Origin of the sequence: Mesorhizobium sp. B2-2-4 (genome assembly GCF_006442375.1) — a bacterium.
Lineage (GTDB): Bacteria > Pseudomonadota > Alphaproteobacteria > Rhizobiales > Rhizobiaceae > Mesorhizobium.
Window position 1 is genome coordinate 139,868 of record NZ_VFWB01000005.1, and the last position, 19,184, is coordinate 159,051.

Sequence of the window (19,184 nt, forward strand, 5' to 3'; positions counted from 1 at the left end):
ATGCCAGTTGCCACTCGCATCGACGGAAGCGTCACCGCTTTGCCGCCGGAGCCCACACCGGCTGTGGCTCCGGTGCTACGCGCGGAAGGGCTTTGCAAACAATACGGCCCGGTGACCGTGTTGTCGGACATCACGCTGGATATTTTCCCTGGCGAGATCCATGCCGTCATCGGCGAGAATGGCGCCGGCAAGTCGACGTTCATGCGCTTGCTTTCCGGTTACATCGAGCCAACCGCCGGCAGCCTGTCCATGGCCGGTGACCGCGTGAGTTTCAGGACACCTCACCAGGCGCAGGCGGCCGGCATCGCGCTGGTACATCAGGAAATCCTCCTGGCCGAAGCGCTCACGGTGACTGACAATCTCTTTCTCGGCCGCGAGCTCTCCAGGCGCGGAATCGTCGATGATGGCGCCATGCGCCGCATAGCGGCCGCGAAACTGGCCGAGATCGGTTGCGAGGTGTCGCCGACCGCGCTGGTCCGAGACATTTCGCTGGCGGATCGCCAGCTCGTGCAAATCGCCCGCGCGTTGCTCGACGACCACAGGGTCGTCATCTTCGACGAGCCAACAGCGGTGCTGACCGGTGGGGAGGTCGAGCGTTTGCTCGCCATCATCTTCGGGCTCAGGGCGCGGGGCATCGCGGTTCTCTACATCAGCCATCGCCTCGACGAGGTGCAGCGGCTGGCGGACAAGGTCACGGTCCTGCGCGACGGCAAGATGATCGGCACCTATCCCGGCCATGCGTTGAGCCAGGCCGACATGGCGCAGCTTATGGTCGGGCGCGAACTCGCCGCGCTTTATCCTCACAAGCGCGAGGTCCAGACGAGCCGGCCCATGCTGACCGTCAGAAACGCGACTGTTCCAGGTTATGCACGGGACGTGTCCTTTACCGTTCACAAAGGCGAGATTCTTGGCTTCGCCGGCATGATCGGGGCGGGGCGAACCGAGTTGTTCGAAGGCATTGTGGGGCTTAGGCCGGCGACGGCTACGATCGAGCTCAACGGTTCGCCGATACAGATACATTCACAGCGCGAGGCCATAGAGGCGGGCATCGGCTATCTGACGGAAGATCGCAAGGGCAAGGGCCTGCTTTTGCAGGAGCGGCTGGCGCCGAACCTGACCCTCTCGTCGCTTGGCCTTCTGCATCCGGGACTTCTGGTTCTGCGCGGCCGCGAATCCGAGGCGCTCGCGCGGGCCGTCTCCAGCTACGACATCCGGGTGAAGAGCCACAACGCCAGGGCAGGGCAGCTTTCGGGCGGAAACCAGCAGAAACTTCTGCTGGCCAAGGTGCTCCTGACCAATCCTTCGGTCGTGATCATCGATGAGCCGACGCGCGGGATCGACATCGCCAACAAGGCGCAGATCTACGCCTTCATCCAGGAACTCGTGGGCCAAGGCAAAGCCTGCATCGTCATCTCGTCGGAGATGCAGGAACTGGTCGGCATCTGCGACCGCGTCCTGGTCATGCGCGAAGGCAGGATCAGCGGCGAGGTCTCGGGCGAAACGATGATCGAAAGCAACATCGCGCTGCTGGCGACCAGTGACAAAGGCCATGGCACGGCCCAAGGAGGAAGACAGTGACGGCGCTTACCCATTCCATGTCTGCCCGAAGCGACAGGCAGCACCATTTCTCGTGGACGGATGCCGGCCCTTTCCTCGCATTGTTCGCACTGCTGGTGGCGGGATTCCTCATCAATCCGGATTTTCTTTCCGCGACAAACCTAGGCAACGTGATCACGCGCAGCGCTTATGTCGCCATCATAGCCGTCGGCGCCACATTCGTGATCTCATCAGGCGGGCTCGACCTTTCGGTCGGCTCGATGGTCGCCTTCATCGCCGGCGTCACGATCATGTTCATGAACATGATGGGCCCCAGCCTCGGCCTTTGGGCCATTCCGGCAGGCATGGTGATTGCGGTCATCGCGGGCCTTCTATGCGGCCTCGCGAACGGTCTCATCGTCACGGTCGGAAGGATCGAGCCGTTCATCGCCACGCTCGGCACGATGGGTATCTTCCGCGCACTGATCACCTATATGACCGACGGCGGCACGATCCCGATCGATCGCTCGCTGCGGGAGGCGTACCGGCCGGTCTATTTCGGCGCCGTCGCGGGCATTCCGGTGCCGATCCTTCTGTCGGCGCTCGTTGCGGTGATCGGCGCATTTGTCCTCTACAAGACCAAATATGGCCGCAAATGCGCGGCGGTGGGCGCGAACGAAGACGTCGCCCGCTATTCGGGCATCTCGGTCGTCAAGACGCGCACCATTGCCTATGTCATCCAGGGTGCATGCGTGGCGGTCGCCGCCATCTGTTACGTGCCTCGTCTGGGAGCCGCCACCCCGACCACCGGACAGCTTTGGGAGCTGCAGGTGATAACGGCCGTTGTCATTGGCGGAACGGCGCTGCGGGGCGGCAAGGGCCGCATCTGGGGCACCATCGCCGGTGCGGTGATCCTGGAACTGATCGCCAACCTGATGGTGTTGTCGGATTTCGTTTCCGAATACCTCGTCGCCGCGGTGCAGGGCGTCATCATCATCATCGCCATGCTCGTGCAAAGATTTTCGAAATAGCCCGTCTTCGGACCGGACGGGCGCCTGTTGTGTGGTCCATATCTCTGGGAGGTATTTATGTTTAGCAGGAAATGGGTTGCCGTAGCGGCAGTCGGCGCACTGATGGTGGCCGGCCAGGCGCTTGCAGCCGACAAGAAGGTGGTCGCGGTGTCGATCCCGGCGGCGGATCATGGCTGGACGGCCGGCATCGTTTATCACGCGCAGGCCGCCGCAAAGGAAATCAACGCGGCCTTCCCGGATGTCGAAGTCGTCGTGAAGACGTCGCCCTCGGCGGCCGACCAGGTAAGCGCGCTGGAGGATCTGTCGGCCAGCCGCAAGCTGGATGCGCTGGTGATACTGCCCTACACCTCCGAGGAACTGACCCAGCCGGTGAAAGCCATCAAGGAGATGGGTACGTTCATCACCGTCGTCGACAGGGGATTGACCGACCCTTCCATCCAGGACCTGTATCTTGCCGGCGACAACATCGCGGTTGGCACCAACACGGCAAAATTCATGATCGACAAACTGGGCGGCAAAGGTGACATCGTCGTGCTGCGCGGCATTCCCACCGTCATCGACGACGAGCGCATCAAGGGCTTCGAGGATACCATCAAGGGCACCGGCCTGAAGGTGCTCGACATGCAGTATGCCCACTGGAACAGCGACGAGGCCTTCAAGCTCATGCAGGATTACCTGGCCAAGCACCCGCACATCGATGCGGTCTGGGCCAATGACGACGACATGCTTCTCGGTGTGCTCGAGGCTGTCAAGCAGTCCGGCCGAACCGACGTCAAGCTGGCGCTTGGCGGCAACGGCATGAAGGACATCGTGAAGAAGGTGATAGACGGGGATGCGATGACACCGGTCGAGACGCCGTATCCGCCGGCGATGATCAAGACCGCTATCTACATGACCGTGGCCAACTTGATCGGCCAGGCTCCGGTTCGCGGTGCCGTCAAACTCGACGCCCCGCTCATAACCCAGGCCAACGCCAAGGAATATTATTTCCCCGACTCCCCGTTCTGAGGCGCGCAATCCGAATGAGGCAAGGCGCGTCACGCGCCTTGCCTGCCAACAACAGAGAGGAAAAGCTATGCCAGGCAAGAAGATACTGATGCTGACCGGTGAGTTCACCGAGGAATACGAGATTTTCGTTTACCAGCAAGCGATGGAAGCCGTTGGTCACACGGTCCATGTCGTCTGCCCCGACAAGAATGCGGGCGACCTGATCAAGACCTCGCTGCACGATTTCGAAGGGGACCAGACCTACACCGAAAAGCTCGGGCACTACGCGCTGATCAACAAGACGTTCTCGGATGCGGAAAAGCAGCTCGACCAGTACCACGCGGTCTACTGCGCGGGCGGACGCGGACCGGAATACATCCGCACCGACAAGCGGGTGCAGACGATCGTTCGACACTTTCACGAGACCAAGAAGCCGATCTTCACGATCTGCCATGGCGTGCAGATCCTGATCGCGGTCGACGGTGTCGTGCGCGGCAAGAAGGTTGGTGCGCTGGGCGCTTGCGAGCCGGAAGTCACTCTCGCGGGCGGAACTTATATCGACCTCTCGCCGACGGAAGCCTATGTCGATGGCACGATGGTGTCGGCCAAGGGATGGACGGCGCTGGCCGCCTTTATCCGTGAGTGCCTGAAGGTGCTCGGCACGGAAATCCGCCACAACTGAGCCACGAACCAGGTGGAGGCCGGGCGCGCTGCCGTGGCGTGTCGGCCTCCACAGTGATACCGAGGCCTTCGCCGATGCGGACAACTATATCGACCGTCGTGCAAAAGGTATGCGCGCGGTGCGTCCTGCCGGTTTAGCGGCCGCTGCGCCGGACAGGTCCAGCTTTTTCCTTACGCAATCGCGAGCGGAAAAACGTTACGCACTTTTCCTGGGATTGCTTTAACGCGCGGCGGCAATCCAGTCGGCAAGGCTGATGGCGAAGCTTCGCGGCACGATCAGGTCGCAGCTGCTCTCGCCCGTTCGCAGATAGAGCGCCGGCACGTGATGGATGGACGTCTGTACAGCACGGCCGGGGGCCGAAGCGGCGGACGACCAGTCGACCGGCATGCAGGCAGAGAGAGTGTCCTGAAGACGCGCACCCTCCATCCTGAACCGCACCCGGCCTTCACCAAGCAGAACCGAGCAGCCCAATTCCGGATCGATCGCAATGGCGGGCGGTTCCGCGCCTGTCTCGACGATCAGCCAAAGACGGCAGGGCGCGATCCTGACGATGAGGGCGCCAGCGTGCCGAACCGTCTCGCCGACGCTGGCAGGGAGCCTCGCGTCCAAGGCCTGCGAGACGCTCGTTTCGAATCTTGCCAGTGTTCCGTCCCAGCCCTCGATCTGAATGATCGGGCAATCGGAGGCCCACAGGTTGAAGTCCTTCGACAGCACAGGTTCAACCATGCATGCGCTCTCCCTTGGGGTCTAGGAAGACAGAAGGCACGACGCGGGCGCGAACCGTCTCTGTCCGCATCGGGTAGACCGCGATGACCTCGTCTCCTTCGGCCGCGGCATTGCCCGCGAACAGCGCCAGTCCGACATAGTGGCCGAGTTCCGGGCTGAAGGTAACCGACGTGATCCGGCCGCGCCCGTGGCCGGTGACGGCATCGCCAGGCAGGAACAATATGGCGCCTCCGCGCAGCCGCTTGCCGTCCTCGATGCATTCCAGCCCGATGAGGCGCTGGCGGTCGGGCGCCTGAAACGCCGGGCGGCGTCGGAGGACGTCGCCGACGAATCCGCTGCGTTTGCCAACCATGCGGCCGAGGCCGAGATCATCGAGCGTGGTGCGGCCATCGATCTCGGGCCCGGCGACATGGCCCTTTTCGACGCGCAGCGCACCAAGCGCCTCGACGCCATAGGGCTTGAGGCCGAACGGCGCGCCTGCTTCGATGAGACGGCTCCAGGCCTGTTCGCCGGCGCTGGCGCCGACATAGATCTCGTAGGCGCGCTCGCCGGAATAGCTGAGGCGAATAACGCGCAGGGCCCGTCCGTCGAACCCGGCTTCGATGACGCCCATATGCGGCAGCGTCTCGTTGGAGACATCGAGCGCGGGAAAGGCGGCGGCAAGGACATCGCGGCTTCGTGGCCCGGCGATCGACATCGCCGCCCACTCGTCGCTTACCGAAGAGACCGCGACACGCAAATCCGGCCAGGCGGTGTCGAGCAGGAATTCCAGCCGCGACAGGACATCGGCGGCCCTGGCGGTAGAGGTGGTCATGAAGAAGCGATTTTGCGACAAGCGCGTGGTGGTGCCGTCGTCGAAGACGACGCCGTCGTCGCGCAGCATGACGCCGTAGCGCGCGCGGCCAACCGGAAGCTTGGCGAAACCGTTGGCGTAGACACGGTCGAGGAATATGGCCGCGTCCGGCCCCTGCACGTCGATCTTGCCGAGGGTGGAAATGTCCATCAGCCCGGCGCCGCCGCGCACGATCCGCATCTCCGCGACATAGGCTTCATTCACGTCGCGTCCGGCATCGCGATAGAAATACGGACGCATCCAGAGACCGACCTCGAGCATCTCGGCACCGTTTGCCAGGTGCCAGTCGTGCATCGGCGTGCGACGGACCGGCTTAAAGTGATGACCGACGGCGCGACCGGCCAGCGCGCCGATCGCGACCGCCGCGTAGGGCGGGCGAAAGGTCGTGGTTCCGGTTTGCGCAATCGTCGCCCGGCGCAGCGCCGCCATGGCCGAAAGTGCTGCGAAATTGCTGGTTTTGCCCTGGTCGGTCCCCATGCCGAGCGTGGTGTAGCGCTTCAGGTGTTCGACCGATTCATAGCCCTCGCGATGGGCGAGCTCGATGTCCTTGGTGGTCACATCCATCTGTAGATCGACGAAGGCCTTGCCGCGCCCCGCGGAAGAGATCGCACGAAAGGGAGCGGCCGGGGCCCCTTCGAGATCGAGTTCATCCGGCGCCGGCATGGCCGCCGGTTTTCCACAGAAGCATGCCGCTTCGACGCCGGCGCGGTGGCCGTCCTCGATCGCGTCGGCGGTCGAGAAGCGCCCCATCATCGCGCCGGCGCCGAACTGGCCTGCCGGAAAGCCGCCCGGAACGAAGCCGTCGATGTCGTCGCGATAGACGGGCCTGACGCCAAGATGCGAGGTGAGATGCACGGTCGGCGACCAGCCGCCGGAGACGCAGACGAAATCGCAGGCGATTTCCGATTTGGCGCTCGGGCCGGCAAGCCGTACGGCCTTCACCGCATGGCTGCCGCGCAGATCGGCGATCCGGGTTCCGGAGCGGATCTCTACGTTCAGGCGTCCGGCTTCCGCCGCCAGACCGGCGGGCGGAGCGCCGCGCTGGTCCGCGACCGTCACTCGCGCGCCGGCGGCGGCGAGGTCGAAAGCAGCGCGATAGGCACCGTTGTTCATCGTGGCCACGAGGATATTCTTCCCCGGCAGCACGGCGAAGCGGTTGAGATAGGTCCGGGCGGCGGACGCCAGCATGATGCCTGGCCGGTCGTTGTTGGAGAACACCAGCGGCCGTTCGATAGCACCGGCCGCAAAGATGATCGAGCCGGCGCGAAGCACGATGAAAATCTGCCGAGCAGCGCCTTGCGCGACCTGGCCGTCATGCCTCTCGATCAGCCCCAGCGTGTTGCCGTCATAGGTGCCGAACGCCATTGTCTTGCGCATCAGGGTGACGTTGGGCTGGCCTGCAAGCTCCGCCTCGATCTTTGTCAGCCAGGCTGCCGCCTTGCCATCGGTGCGCTCGGCAAGAAGTTGGCCACCGAGCAGAAAGTCCTGTTCGACGAGGACGACCCTGGCGCCGCTGGCTGCCGCGGCGCGCGCCGCCGACAGGCCGGCAGGGCCGCCGCCGACGACTGCAACATCGGCAAATGCATGCCGGGTCTCGTAACGGTCGGGATCGGGTTCGGTGCCGGCCCGGCCCAATCCCGCGGCTTTACGGATGAAATGCTCGTAGAACATCCAGGCGCGGCGGGTCGGACCCATGAAGGTCTTGTAGTAGAAGCCGGCAGAAAGAAGGGGCGCAAACAGGCCGTTGACGCTCTGCACGTCGAAGGCAAGGGACGGCCAGCGATTCTGGCTTTCGGCAGTCATACCTTCAGCCAGTTCCAGTGTCGTGGCCGGAAGGTTCGGTTCGCGCCGTCCACCGCTTCCGAGCGTAACCAGCGCGTTGGGTTCTTCCGGGCCGGCCGAGAAGATGCCGCGCGGCCGATGGTATTTGAAGCTGCGGCCTGTCAGCATGAGCCGATTGGCAAGCAGCGCGGAAGCAAGCGTATCGCCTCGATAGCCGCCCAGCTCGCGGCCGTCGAATGTGAAGCGGAGCGGCTGCGTGCGGTCGATGCGGCCGCCGGCGGCCAGACGATTTCCAATCATTTTCATGCTGGCATTTTCCTGGCGAAGCCGACCGATGCGATAGCGTGGTTCCTCGTGTCGCGCTCGATGACCAGCCATTGCCGGCAGCCGGTCACATGCTGCCAGAATTCCCGGTGCAGCCCCGCCGGGTTCTTGCGCACATAGACATAGCGGTACCACGCCTCCGGATCGGGATCGTCATGCGCCGGGCGCACCGCGGAAGCGTCGCCGCCATAGCGGAACTCGTCATGGTCGCGCGGGCCGCAGCATGGGCAGTCGATGCGAAGCATTTCTCTTGCTCTCTATTGCAGCCAGGCCGAGGGTCCGGCGCCGGCCTCGTCGAGCGTGTGGCCGGTCCGGAAACGGTCGAGCGCGTAGGCGGCGGTCAGCGGATGCGGCTTGCCGGTGGCCAGCATATGGGCAAAGCACCAGCCGGAGGCCGGCGTCGCCTTGAAGCCGCCATAGCACCAGCCGCCATTGAGATAGAGCCCCTCGATCGGGGTCGGGCAGATGATCGGACTGGCGTCCGGCGTCATGTCCATGACGCCGCCCCAATGGCGCAGCAGCCTGAGACGCGAGATGCAGGGCATCAGGCCTATCGCCGCCTCTGCCACTTCGCGCACGACGCCGAGATTGCCGCGCTGGGCGTAGGAATTGTAGCCGTCGAGATTGCCGCCGAAGACCAGCCCGCCCTTGTCGGACTGGCTGACATAGAAATGGTCTGCGCCATAAGCGACGACGTGATCTACCAGCGGCTTGAGCGGCTCGGTGACGAAAGCCTGGAGCACGTGGCTTTCGATCGGCAGTTCCAGGCCGGCCTTGGCGGCAAGGAGCGAAGTATGGCCTGCGACGGCGAGGCCGACCTTGCCGGCGCCGATGCGGCCCTTGCTGGTCTCGACGCCGACGATCCTTTCGCCGTTTCGGACAAAGCCGGTCACCTCGCAATTCTGGATGATGTCGACCCCGTGGCCGTCGGCAGCGCGCGCATAGCCCCAGGCGACGGCGTCATGACGCGCCGTGCCTGCGCGGCCTTGCAAGATCGCACCATGGATCGGAAATCGCGCGGTTTCGGAGAAATCGAGATAGGGTACCAGCCGGCGCACAGCGTCGCGGTCGAGTATGTCGGCGTCGATGCCGTTCAGACGCATGATGTTGGCGCGATGGCTGAATGTGTCGAGTTGATCGGCCGAATGGGCAGTGACGATCTGGCCGCGCTGCGAAAACATCACGTTGAAGTTCAGCGCCCGCGACAAGCCTTCCCACAGCTTGACCGAGAATTCGTAGAACTGGGTGTTGCCGTCAAGCAGGTAGTTGGAGCGGATGACGGTGGTGTTGCGGCCGATATTGCCGCCGCCGACATAGCCCTTCTCCAGAACGGCGACATTGCGGATGCCGTGGTTCTCGGCGAGGTAGAAAGCCGTCGCAAGGCCATGCCCGCCGCCACCCACGACAATCACGTCATAGGCGGGCTTCGGCTCGGCCGCGCGCCAGGCGCGCCGCCAGTTCTTCTGGCCGGAAAGGGCATTGCGGAAAATCGAAAACGCCGAATAGCGCGCCATGTTCATGGTCTAGCGGACGATCGGGCCGGCCGGGGTGCGGGTCAGCACTTCGGCCCCCGCATCGGTCAGCAGCACGGTGTTGGAGATGAAATGGTCGCCGCGGCCGGTGCCCATCAGCCAGGACAGGATGTGGAAGCTCATCCCGGTCTCGATTTCGAGATCGGAATCGTGCCTGAGGCCCGTCACCGAATTGCCGCCGGTCCATGAGGGCGGCTGGCCGATGCCGACGAGATAGCCGCAATGATGGCGGCGATAATGCGACAGGCCGGCCTCGTCAGCGACGCCTTGCCAGGCGGCGTAGACATCGCGCGCCCAGGCGCCTGGCTCGAGCGCCCTGACGACGGCCTCGAATGCCTTGGCCGTGACCTCGGCCATGGCGGCATCTTCGTCCTTGATGTTGCCGATGCGGATCAGCCGGCCAAGCGGCGCGTGATAGCGCGAGACACAGCCCGACAGTTCGACGAAGACCGGCTCGCCGCTGCGATAGATGCCGTCGCCCCAGGTCGTGTGCTCCTCGCCGAGCCGGGCGGCGGGCCGGATGAACGGGCCGAAGCCCGGCGCGTGGCCGCCGGCGCGCACCATCGCCGCCACGCATTGGGCGGCAACCTCCTGCTCGGCGGCGCCGTCGGAGATGGCAGCGATTGCGGCACCTGCCGCAGCATCCGTGACCTTGGCGGCGCGGCGCATCAGCACCTGTTCCTCGGCGCTCTTCACCAACCGCATCTTGTCGACCAGCCCGGAGACGTCGCTCCACTTGGCGTCGGCCTGCGCCTCGAGCTTCAGGGCGAGGCCGTGGCTGAGTCCGGAGGTCCAGTGTTCGAGGCCTATCCGTTTGCCGGCCAGGCCGAGTTCGGAAATGACGCGTGCGGTGAGGTCGGCCGCGGTCTCGCTGTCGGAGTGACCACGGAATTCCGCCGCCCTTACCTGGTTCTCGATCGTTACCTTCTCCATCGACCGGGTGACCAGGATAGGGCGCCGGTCGAGCGTGACGATCAGGAGGTGCGGCGCGAAAAAACCCCAATGGTCGAGGCCGGTGAGGTAGAAAACAGTCTCCGGCGAGGCGAAGACGGCGGCGTCGAGCTTGCGCTCTGCCAATGCCGTGCGAACTTTCGACAAGCGGCCGGCGATCTCGGCTTCGGAAAAGGGATTGCGGTCCATTGAGGTGTCCTTGAGTTGCCGGTCCTGGGCTGATGGTCAGTCAATGACGATGGGATCGGGGGCCACGTCGCAGAGCCGCTCGCCGCCGCCTTCGGTGACGCTGGGGTCCTGACAGATGAGATCGAAGCCGGCCTTGCCATGCGTTGTCTCACGTCGGCCAGGCGCTGCGCGTATTCCGCCTTGCTGAACCCGCCCGACGCGTCCAAAGCCGTTTTCCTTCCTGCCCTCATCCAAATGCGGTTCGTATCCGCATCGAGAAAGCACATCTTAATTGTGCACAACTTGCGCATCACAAAGCCGCACAATCAAGCTCTATGGCGATTTTTCCAGATTCGTACAGTGCGTCTTGCGATATGTCCAGATGAGTTGTATACGTCTTAGTGCGCTTGACGCGATGGTGGAGAAACGTCGTTCGAGCCGACAACTATCGAAGAAGAAAAGGGGAATGCATGTTCACGTCACAGATATCCCGCCGCGCGCTCGTGAAGGCCGCCGCCTGTCTTGCGCTCGCCGCGACCGCATTCACGTCACTGCCGGCCCATGCCGAAACGACGCTCGAACGCGCCAAGAAGGACGGCTATATCCGCGTCGGCTTCGCCAATGAGGCGCCGTTCGGTTTCGCCACGCCTGACGGCAAATTGACCGGCGAAGCGCCGGAAGTCGCCAAGGCGGTGCTCGCCAAGATGGGCATTGCGCAGGTCGACGGCGTGCTGACCGAATTCGGCTCGCTCATTCCGGGTCTCAAGGCCGGCCGCTTCGACATCATCGCCGCCGGCATGTTCATCAATCCCAAGCGCTGCGCCGAGATCAATTTTTCCGAACCGTCCTATGGCATCGGCCAGGCCATGCTGGTCGCGAAGGGCAATCCGAAAGGCGTGAAGGACTATTCGAGCATCAAGGACAATCCCGATCTCAAGCTCGCCGTGATGGCGGGCGCCGTCGAGGGGGGATATGCGAAGGACGCCGGCGTTGCCCAAGGACAAGTCGTTTCCTTGCCCGACCAATCCAGCCTGGTCGCGGCGGTCCAGTCTGGCCGTGCCGATGCTGCCGCGCTAACCGCGCTCTCGATCGCCGACATGGCCAAGAAGGCCGATGGCGTCGAATCGACCAAGCCCTTCGGTGAAGTTGCCGGCAAGTCGGTGAAGGGCCATGGCGGCTTCGGCTTCCGCAAGGAGGACACCGATCTGCAGGAAGCGTTCAACGCCGAACTGAAGAAGTTCCTCGGTACGCCGGAGCATATCGCGCTGGTCGAGCCGCTCGGCTTCGGCAAGGACTATCTGCCGAACAAGACGACTGCAGAGCTCTGCAAGGGCGAATAAATTCCCAACTGCTGGGCGGCGTGAAAACGCCGCCCTCTTTTTTCCTCGGAGAAGCAGATGGGTATCCGCACGCTCGTTGCCATGCTGGTCGTTTCGCTGGCCGTGATCGCGGTGCTGGCGACGCAGGAAACATACAGGCTGTTCCTACCGGGACTATTGCAGGGTGCCGTCCTGACGATCGAGATCGCCGTCCTCGGCAGCCTGCTGGCGGTCGTGATGGGGGTGCTCGCCGCGCTGGCGCGCATGTATGGTCCAGCGCCCCTCAGATGGCTGGCGACGGTCTATGTCGAAATCTTTCGCGGCACCTCGGCGCTGGTGCAATTGTTCTGGCTGTTTTTCGTGCTGCCGCAATTCGGGGTCACGCTCGACGCGTTTCCCGTCGCGGTGCTGGCGCTTGGCTTGAATGTCGGCGCCTATGGATCCGAATGCGTGCGCGGCGCAATCCAGTCGGTCGCGCGCGGCCAATGGGAGGCGGGAACGGCGCTCAACATGAGCCGCGCGCAAATGCTGCGCCGGATCATCCTGCCCCAAGCCTTCGTAGCCATGATCCCGCCCTGGGGCAATCTGTTCATCGAGCTTTTGAAATCGACGGCGCTGGTTTCGCTGATCACGCTCACGGACCTCGCCTTCAAGGCGCAGCAGATGAACCAGAACACCTTCAAGACCATTCCTATCTTCACGCTGGTGCTTTTGATGTATCTCGCCATGTCGCTCACCGTTTCTATCGGCATGCGGCTTCTCGAAAGGCGGGCCTCGCTCGGTCTGGCGCGGGGGAGGGCGGCGTGATCTGGGATTGGAGTTTTGCCGCCGAGATCCTGCCGGTGCTCGCACGCGCCGCCGTCGTCTCGATCGAGGCGACGCTGCTCGGCTTCGTCATCGCGGCTTTGCTCGGGCTGGTCCTCGCGGTAATCCGTATCGCGGTGCCCTGGACCGGCTGGACGATCTCGGTGCTGGTCGAACTGATCCGCTCGACGCCGCTGCTCATCCAGATCTTCTTCCTCTATTTCGTCTTTCCGAAATTCGGCGTCGTGCTCGACGCATTCACGGCCGGCGTTCTGGCCATCGGCATTCACTACGCCGCCTATTGCTCGGAAGTCTACCGCGCGGGCTTCGACAACATCCATCGCGGCCAGTGGGAAGCCTCGATCGCACTCAACCTCTCCTCCTGGACGACCTTTCGCGACATCATCATCCCGCAGGCGATACCGCCGATCGTGCCGGCGCTCGGCAACTATCTCGTCGCGCTGTTCAAGGAGACGCCGCTGCTGTCGGCCATCGCCGTGCTGGAACTCATGCAGACGGCCAAGATCATCGGCTCCGAGACTTTCCGCTACACCGAACCGATCACGCTGGTCGGCCTGTTCTTCCTGGCCATGAGCCTGGTTTCGGCCGCGCTCATCCGTGCCCTCGAACGCCTGCTCAACCGAAGGACCGCGCGATGACCGAACAACCGATGGTCCGTTTCGACAATGTCTCGAAGCGTTATGGCGCGCTCACCGTGCTCGACGGGCTGAACCTTGAAATCGCGCGCGGCGAGAAGGTTTCCGTCATCGGACCGTCCGGTTCCGGCAAGACCACGGTCTTGCGCATGCTGATGACGCTGGAGACGATCAATGACGGCGTCATCTGGGTCGAAGGCGAGCCACTGACGCATATGAAGCAAGGCGGAAAGCTGGTGCCCGCCAATCTTGCCCATATCCGCCGCATCCGGGCGAAGATCGGCATGGTGTTCCAGTCTTTCAACCTGTTTCCACACATGACGGCGATGGCCAATTGCATCGAGGCGCCGATGACCGTGCTTGGCATGAAGCGGGCCGATGCCGAGGCACGGGCGGCCGAGCTTCTCGACATGGTCGGGCTGTCGCAGAAGAAGGATCATTATCCTTCCCAGCTTTCCGGCGGCCAGCAACAGCGCGTCGCCATTGCCAGGGCGCTGGCGATGCGGCCCAAGATAATGCTGTTCGACGAGGTGACGTCCGCGCTCGATCCGGAACTTGTCGGCGAAGTGCTGCAAGTGATAAGGCAAATCGGCCGCGAGCATGATCTGACGATGCTCATGGTCACCCACCAGATGGGCTTCGCCAAGGAATTTTCCGATCGCGTCTGCTTCTTCTACCAGGGCAAAATTTGCGAGCAGGGGCCGCCAGCAGAGCTTTTCGGCGCACCCAAGAATGAGCGGACGCGGCAGTTCCTGCACGCTGTCCTGGAGGCTGGATGACGCTTGATACGGATGCCTCGGCCAAGACAGTGCCGCCTTCGCGTCCGCTTTCGGCGCGCGAACGGTTCGAACGCATCTACCTGATCCTGCGCGACCGTATCTGCCTGCTCGATTATCCGCCGGGGAGCCGGCTCTCCGAAGAAGAACTCGCCCAGGAATTCGAGATCAGCCGCACACCGGTCCGACGCGTGCTGGCGCGGCTCGAGGCCGAAGGCCTTGTGCAATCGGTTCACGGCGTCGGTACGATCGTCACCGACGTCGACATCGAGGAGTTGCAGCAGGTCTATCATCTGCGACTGGAACTCGCGCTGCTTGTCGGCAAGCTTTCGCCAATTCCCCGAACGGCGGTCGACCTCGATCGCATCCGAGCGCTCATCGCGCGCTGTGATTCCGATATGCTCAACCCGGATCAGCGTGCCTTCCTGCAGCTGAACATGGACTTCTTCACTGAACTATCCGGCATGACCGGGAACCAGCCCCTGCGCGAAATAAGCGAAAGACTGTATTTTCAGGTTGCGCGCGTAGTCCTCAAGATGATGCCGCAACTCGGCCTTGTGGAGGAGTTCACGGCCTTCCGGCGCGAAATGGAGGAAGTGCTGGCTGCGGCGGAAATCGGGGATTGGGAATCGATCGGGCACATCAGGCGAGCCCATATCTCGATGAGCTTTCGGCGCATGGTGCGCCATGCCGGCCGACATGATGAATTTGACGGCAAGACCTGACGGTCGTCCTTTGTCATGGTGACGTAGCTTGTCATCCCGGCGCCGAGAAGCGCTGCTGCTCCGTCCTCTTTATTTAGGGTGCCGCTGTTCAGCCCCGGCGTCAGGCACCACCACCAGCTTGCCGACGAAATCCTTGGCGATGAAATCGGCTTGGGCGCGGTGGAAATCGGAAAGCCTGTAGACGCCGCCGACCAGCGGCCGGATCTTGCCTTCCTCGATATAGCGCACGATACGGCGGAAATCCGCACGTGTGCCCTGGCTCGAGCCGTGGAGCTGAAGCTGCTTGAGATACATGGTCCTGAGATCGAGCTGGACGACCGGGCCGGCGATGGCGCCTGCGGTGGTGTAGCGGCCCTCGGGCCTCAGGATGCGCAACAGATCGTTGAAGATCGCGCCGCCGACAAGGTCGGCCACGACGTCGATGGGCTGGCCGCCGGTCACCTTGGCCACGGCTTGCGGCAGGTCGGCCACGCCACGGGTGATCACGGCTTCGGCGCCGATGTCGAGCACTGCCTGCTCCTTGCCCTTGCCGACGACGGCATAGGGAATGGCTCCGCGCGCCCGCGCCAATTGCACGATGCCGGAGCCGACGCCGCCCGAGGCGCCGGTGACCAGCACGCGTTCGCCGGCCTTGAGCCCTGCACGTTCCAGCATCTGCTCGCCGGTGAGATAGGCGCAGCAGAAGGTGGCGAGTTCGACATCGCTCAAATCGGTGTCGACGACATGGGCGTTCTCGGCCGGCACAGCCTGGTATTCGGCGTAACCGCCGTCGCGGCCGTGGCCCATATAGTCGATGTCGGCGAGCGAATCGTCGTCGCGATTGTAGATCGAGAAATCAACCATCACTCGTTCGCCGATGCGATCCGGCGAGACCCCTGCGCCAACGACCGCGATGGTGCCGACCGTGTCGGTGCCCTGGATGCGCGGGAAGGACAGCGTGTTGCCCTGACGCCGCCATGTCGACACGGCCCCTGCGTCCTCCTCCGTGCCATAGGCGCCCTGGCGCACCCAGACGTCGGTGTTGTTCATGCCGCAGGCGGTGACCTTGACCAGCACTTCGCCGGCGGCGGGCACAGGCACTTTCACGTCGGTGCGGTAGACGAGCTTTTCCGGGCCGCCGTGGCCGGTAAGCTGCACGGCCGCCATGGTGGCGGGGAGGGTGGGATGAGAGGTCATCGCGTTCACTTCCGAATACTTTGTAGGTCGGCGCTGCCCCTCACCTTTATCCTCTCTCCGTGAACGACGAGAAGGCGCCGGCAGGCGGATGAGGGATAGCGCCGATCTCGGCAATTAGAGATTGGCGAACACGCTCTTCACGGCATCGGCGGTCTTGGCCACCACGGTGTCAGCCTCCTCGCGCGTCAGGCAAAGCGGTGGGGCGAAACCAAGAATATCGCCCTGCGGCATGGCGCGGCCGATGACCCCGCTTGCGGCGAGGGCCGTGGCGATTTGGGGTCCGATCTTCTGCGCCGGATCGAAGAACACACGGTCGTCCTTGTCGGCGACGAACTCGACCGCCGCCAGCATGCCGTCGCCGCGCACCTCGCCGACGTTTTTGTGGCCGCCGACGGCCTTGGTCAATTCGGCGCGGAAATAGGCGCCGGTCTCGCCGGCATTCCTCACCAGATCCATCTCATCGATCAGTTCGAGATTGGCCACACCCGCGGCGACGCAGATCGGATGCGCCGAATAGGTCCAGCCGTGCCCCAGTGAGCCGAGCTTGTCGGAGCCCTGCACCAGCACCTGCCACATCTTGTCGGCGACGATGACGCCCGACAGCGGCGCATAGGCGGAGGTCAGGCCCTTGGCGATGGTGATCAGGTCCGGCTTGATGCCGTAATGGTCGGAGCCGAACATGGTGCCCAGCCGGCCGAAGCCCGTCACCACTTCGTCGGCGACCAGGAGCACGTCGTACTTCTTCAGCACCGCCTGGATTTTCTCCCAGTAGCCGGCGGGCGGCGGCACGATGCCGCCAGTGCCGAGGATCGGCTCGCCGATAAAGGCGGCGACGGTCTCGGGGCCCTCGGCCAGGATCATCTCCTCGAGCTTGTCGGCGCAATGCTGCGAAAATTGCTCCTCGCTCATCGAACGGTCGGCGCGGCGGAAATAGTAGGGCGCCTCGGTGTGCAGGATCGGCGCGCGCGGCAGGTCGAAGGCATTGTGGAAGAGATCGAGCCCGGTCAGCGACCCCGTCATGATGCCGGAGCCGTGATAGCCGCGCCAGCGCGAGATGATCTTCTTCTTCTCCGGGCGGCCAAGCACGTTGTTGTAGTACCAGATCAGCTTGATGTTGGTTTCGTTGGCATCCGAACCGGAGAGGCCGAAATAGACCCTCGACATGCCCTTCGGCGCACGGTCGATGATCATCTTCGACAGCGTGATCGAGGCCTCGGTGCCGTGGCCGACATAGGCGTGGTAATAGGCGAGGTTCGTGGCCTGGGCGGCGATGGCGTCAGCGATCTTCTGGCGGCCATAGCCGACATTGACGCAGTAGAGGCCGGCGAAGGCATCGATACTTTTTCTGCCGTTGCTGTCCCAGACGGTGACGCCTTCACCGCCGGCCATGATGCGCGTCGGCGATTCACCGCGCGCGTGGGTGCCCATATGCGTCGAGGGATGGAAGAAGTGATCACGATCCCAGGCGGCGAGTTCGTTGGACTGGTCGAGCATTCTTTTGACTCCTTGAGGAACGTGGACGCGGCTTAAGCGACGTCCAGGCAAAGATATTTGAGATCGGTGAAAGCTTCGAGCCCCTGACGCGAACCCTCGCGGCCAATGCCGGACTGCTTGACGCCGCCGAACGGGATCGGCGCACCGGTGATCTTGACGCGGTTGATGGCGACCATGCCGTAGTCCAGCGCCCTGCCCAGGCGCTGCTGGCGGGCGCCGTTCTCGGTCACGACATAGGCGACCAGACCATATTCAGTGGCGTTGGCGCGCGCGGTCACCTCGTCCTCGCTGTCGAACGGCGTCACGGCTGCGACCGGACCAAACGTTTCTTCGCGCATGATCAGTGCCTCGTCAGATACGTCAGCCAGCAGCGTCGGCTGGTAAAACAACGGGCCGGCCTGGTGCCTTATGCCGCCAACGAGGCAGCGGGCGCCATGGGCGAGCGCGTCGGTGACCTGCTCCTCGACCTTCTTGACGGCGCGCTCATGCATCAGCGGGCCGATGTCGCTTTCGTCGGCAAGGCCATTGCCGGTCCGCAGCGCCTCGATGCGCTTGGCGAAGGCGGCGCAGAAACGATCGTAGATCGGCCGCTGGACATAGATGCGGTTGGCCGCGAGGCAGTCCTGGCCGGACGTGGCGAATTTGGCGTCGACGGCGATGCGCACGGCCTTGTCGAGATCGGCGTCGGCAAAGACGATCAGCGGCGCGTGGCCGCCAAGCTCCATAACCAGCCGCTTCATCGTCGGCGCGCTCTGGGCCGCGATCAGCCTGCCGATCTCGGTCGAACCGGTGAAGCTCATGGCGCGCACGCGCGGGTCCTCGCACATTCGCCCGACTATGATCGACGCCTTGCCGGTGACGACGTTGAAGACGCCGGCGGGCAGGCCGGCGCGCTCGCCGAGTTCGGCCAGCGCCAGCGCCGAGAGCGGCGTTTCCGAAGAGGGGTGCGCGACGATGGTGCAACCGGCGGCAAGGGCCGCAGCCGCCTTGCGGGTCAGCATGGCGGACGGGAAGTTCCACGGCGTCACGACGCCGACGACGCCGAGCGGCTCGCGCCGCACCGTCATTTCCGCCTTCGCCAGATGGCTAGTTACGCTTTCGGCGTTGAGGCGCTTTGCTTCCTCGGCATACCATTCGACGAAAGAGGCGGCATAATCGATCTCACCGAGCGATTCCTTCAAGGGCTTGCCCTGTTCCAGCGTCATCAGCAGAGCGAGATCGTCTTTCGCGGCAATGATGAGGTCGAACCATTTGCGCAAGATTTTCGAGCGCTCCTGCGGCAACAGCGCCCGCCAGGCAGGGAAAGCGCGCGCCGCCGCATCGATCGCACTTGCCGTCTGGCGGCCATCGAGCGCGGCGACAAAGGCCACCGTGGCGCCGGTCGCCGGGTCGGTGACCTCGAAGCTCTCCGCCGCCTCGCTTGCCGTCCAGTGCCCGTCGACATAGGCAAGCTCGCGCAGCAGCCGGCGGTCGGCGAGGCGGTCGAGCGCCTCATGGCGGTGCGAACGGGCAAAGTGCGCGGACATCATCGATTGCTCCCGATTGGGGTGATGCCGCAAAGACTAGGGGCGTCGGCGCGAAGGATGAGGCTGTTTAGGTGCAGCTATATAGAGAGATTCTCTCTATTCGGCTGGGGAGCAGGACGATCTGTCTAGCCGCAGG

The 19,184-nt window shown here is 63.8% G+C and carries 17 protein-coding genes; 9 read left to right on the forward strand and 8 right to left on the reverse strand.

Translation table 11 applies throughout. The features are described 5' to 3' along the window. The 4 genes from FJ959_RS14145 to FJ959_RS14160 all read left to right on the forward strand — a co-directional run bounded on the left by FJ959_RS14145 (position 1) and on the right by FJ959_RS14160 (position 4,236). Complete coding sequence (locus FJ959_RS14145) at positions 1-1,578, forward strand: sugar ABC transporter ATP-binding protein (RefSeq protein WP_140630424.1); 1,578 nt, start codon at positions 1-3, stop codon at positions 1,576-1,578. Between the two features lie 17 nt (positions 1,579-1,595). Next, positions 1,596-2,567, forward strand: a complete 972-nt coding sequence (locus FJ959_RS14150; RefSeq protein ID WP_140630826.1) for an ABC transporter permease — start codon at positions 1,596-1,598, stop codon at positions 2,565-2,567. A gap of 57 nt (positions 2,568-2,624) precedes the next feature. Beyond that, positions 2,625-3,575: a substrate-binding domain-containing protein gene (locus tag FJ959_RS14155; RefSeq protein WP_140630426.1), complete on the forward strand. Its 951-nt coding sequence runs from the start codon at positions 2,625-2,627 to the stop codon at positions 3,573-3,575. Positions 3,576-3,642: 67 nt separating this feature from the next. Further along, positions 3,643-4,236 carry a DJ-1/PfpI family protein gene (locus FJ959_RS14160; protein WP_140499290.1) on the forward strand — a complete coding sequence of 198 codons (594 nt, stop codon included), beginning with the start codon at positions 3,643-3,645 and terminating at the stop codon, positions 4,234-4,236. Between the two features lie 219 nt (positions 4,237-4,455). On the opposite strand, the gene FJ959_RS14165 is transcribed toward FJ959_RS14160, so the two are convergent. The 5 genes from FJ959_RS14165 to FJ959_RS14185 are packed head-to-tail and all read right to left on the reverse strand — an operon-like array spanning position 4,456 to position 10,593. Beyond that, entirely contained in the window at positions 4,456-4,962 is a 507-nt protein-coding gene (locus tag FJ959_RS14165) for a sarcosine oxidase subunit gamma (protein ID WP_224705352.1), read from the reverse strand. Next, complete coding sequence (locus FJ959_RS14170; RefSeq protein ID WP_348640290.1) at positions 4,955-7,903, reverse strand: sarcosine oxidase subunit alpha family protein; 2,949 nt, start codon at positions 7,901-7,903, stop codon at positions 4,955-4,957. The genes FJ959_RS14165 and FJ959_RS14170 overlap by 8 nt, the downstream gene beginning before the upstream one ends. Continuing rightward, positions 7,900-8,166: a sarcosine oxidase subunit delta gene (locus FJ959_RS14175; protein WP_140630428.1), complete on the reverse strand. Its 267-nt coding sequence runs from the start codon at positions 8,164-8,166 to the stop codon at positions 7,900-7,902. Before FJ959_RS14175 ends, FJ959_RS14170 begins: the two co-directional genes overlap by 4 nt. 12 nt (positions 8,167-8,178) lie before the next feature. Further along, positions 8,179-9,435, reverse strand: coding sequence for a sarcosine oxidase subunit beta family protein (locus tag FJ959_RS14180; RefSeq protein ID WP_140630431.1), 1,257 nt, complete (start codon positions 9,433-9,435; stop codon positions 8,179-8,181). Between the two features lie 9 nt (positions 9,436-9,444). Next, the gene (locus FJ959_RS14185; RefSeq protein WP_140630434.1) at positions 9,445-10,593 is read right to left on the reverse strand and encodes a Xaa-Pro peptidase family protein; all 1,149 of its coding nucleotides are present in this window, start codon (positions 10,591-10,593) and stop codon (positions 9,445-9,447) included. 449 nt (positions 10,594-11,042) lie between these two features. Between FJ959_RS14185 and ehuB the strand changes: the two genes are divergently transcribed. Genes ehuB through FJ959_RS14210 form a run of 5 tightly spaced genes read left to right on the forward strand, consistent with a single transcriptional unit; the run spans position 11,043 to position 14,852 of the window. Next, complete coding sequence (ehuB, locus tag FJ959_RS14190; protein WP_140499283.1) at positions 11,043-11,912, forward strand: ectoine/hydroxyectoine ABC transporter substrate-binding protein EhuB; 870 nt, start codon at positions 11,043-11,045, stop codon at positions 11,910-11,912. 57 nt (positions 11,913-11,969) lie between these two features. Next, positions 11,970-12,698: an ectoine/hydroxyectoine ABC transporter permease subunit EhuC gene (gene ehuC / locus FJ959_RS14195; RefSeq protein ID WP_140499282.1), complete on the forward strand. Its 729-nt coding sequence runs from the start codon at positions 11,970-11,972 to the stop codon at positions 12,696-12,698. Further along, positions 12,695-13,354 (forward strand): ectoine/hydroxyectoine ABC transporter permease subunit EhuD, encoded by a 660-nt coding sequence (ehuD, locus tag FJ959_RS14200; RefSeq protein ID WP_140499281.1) that lies wholly within the window; start codon positions 12,695-12,697, stop codon positions 13,352-13,354. Before ehuC ends, ehuD begins: the two co-directional genes overlap by 4 nt. After that, positions 13,351-14,130: an ectoine/hydroxyectoine ABC transporter ATP-binding protein EhuA gene (ehuA, locus tag FJ959_RS14205; RefSeq protein ID WP_140499280.1), complete on the forward strand. Its 780-nt coding sequence runs from the start codon at positions 13,351-13,353 to the stop codon at positions 14,128-14,130. The genes ehuD and ehuA overlap by 4 nt, the downstream gene beginning before the upstream one ends. Further along, a complete protein-coding gene (locus tag FJ959_RS14210; protein ID WP_140499279.1) occupies positions 14,127-14,852 on the forward strand; it encodes a GntR family transcriptional regulator in 726 nt (241 codons plus the stop codon). The genes ehuA and FJ959_RS14210 overlap by 4 nt, the downstream gene beginning before the upstream one ends. Positions 14,853-14,921: 69 nt before the next feature. Here FJ959_RS14210 and FJ959_RS14215 read toward each other — a convergent pair whose 3' ends face one another. From FJ959_RS14215 to FJ959_RS14225, 3 genes are all read right to left on the reverse strand, one after another. Further along, positions 14,922-16,037: an alcohol dehydrogenase family protein gene (locus FJ959_RS14215; protein ID WP_140630436.1), complete on the reverse strand. Its 1,116-nt coding sequence runs from the start codon at positions 16,035-16,037 to the stop codon at positions 14,922-14,924. 105 nt (positions 16,038-16,142) lie between these two features. Next, the gene (locus FJ959_RS14220; RefSeq protein ID WP_140630439.1) at positions 16,143-17,522 is read right to left on the reverse strand and encodes an aspartate aminotransferase family protein; all 1,380 of its coding nucleotides are present in this window, start codon (positions 17,520-17,522) and stop codon (positions 16,143-16,145) included. A 32-nt stretch (positions 17,523-17,554) separates the two neighbouring features. Beyond that, the gene (locus FJ959_RS14225) at positions 17,555-19,048 is read right to left on the reverse strand and encodes an NAD-dependent succinate-semialdehyde dehydrogenase (protein ID WP_140630833.1); all 1,494 of its coding nucleotides are present in this window, start codon (positions 19,046-19,048) and stop codon (positions 17,555-17,557) included. Positions 19,049-19,184: the final 136 nt, after the last annotated feature.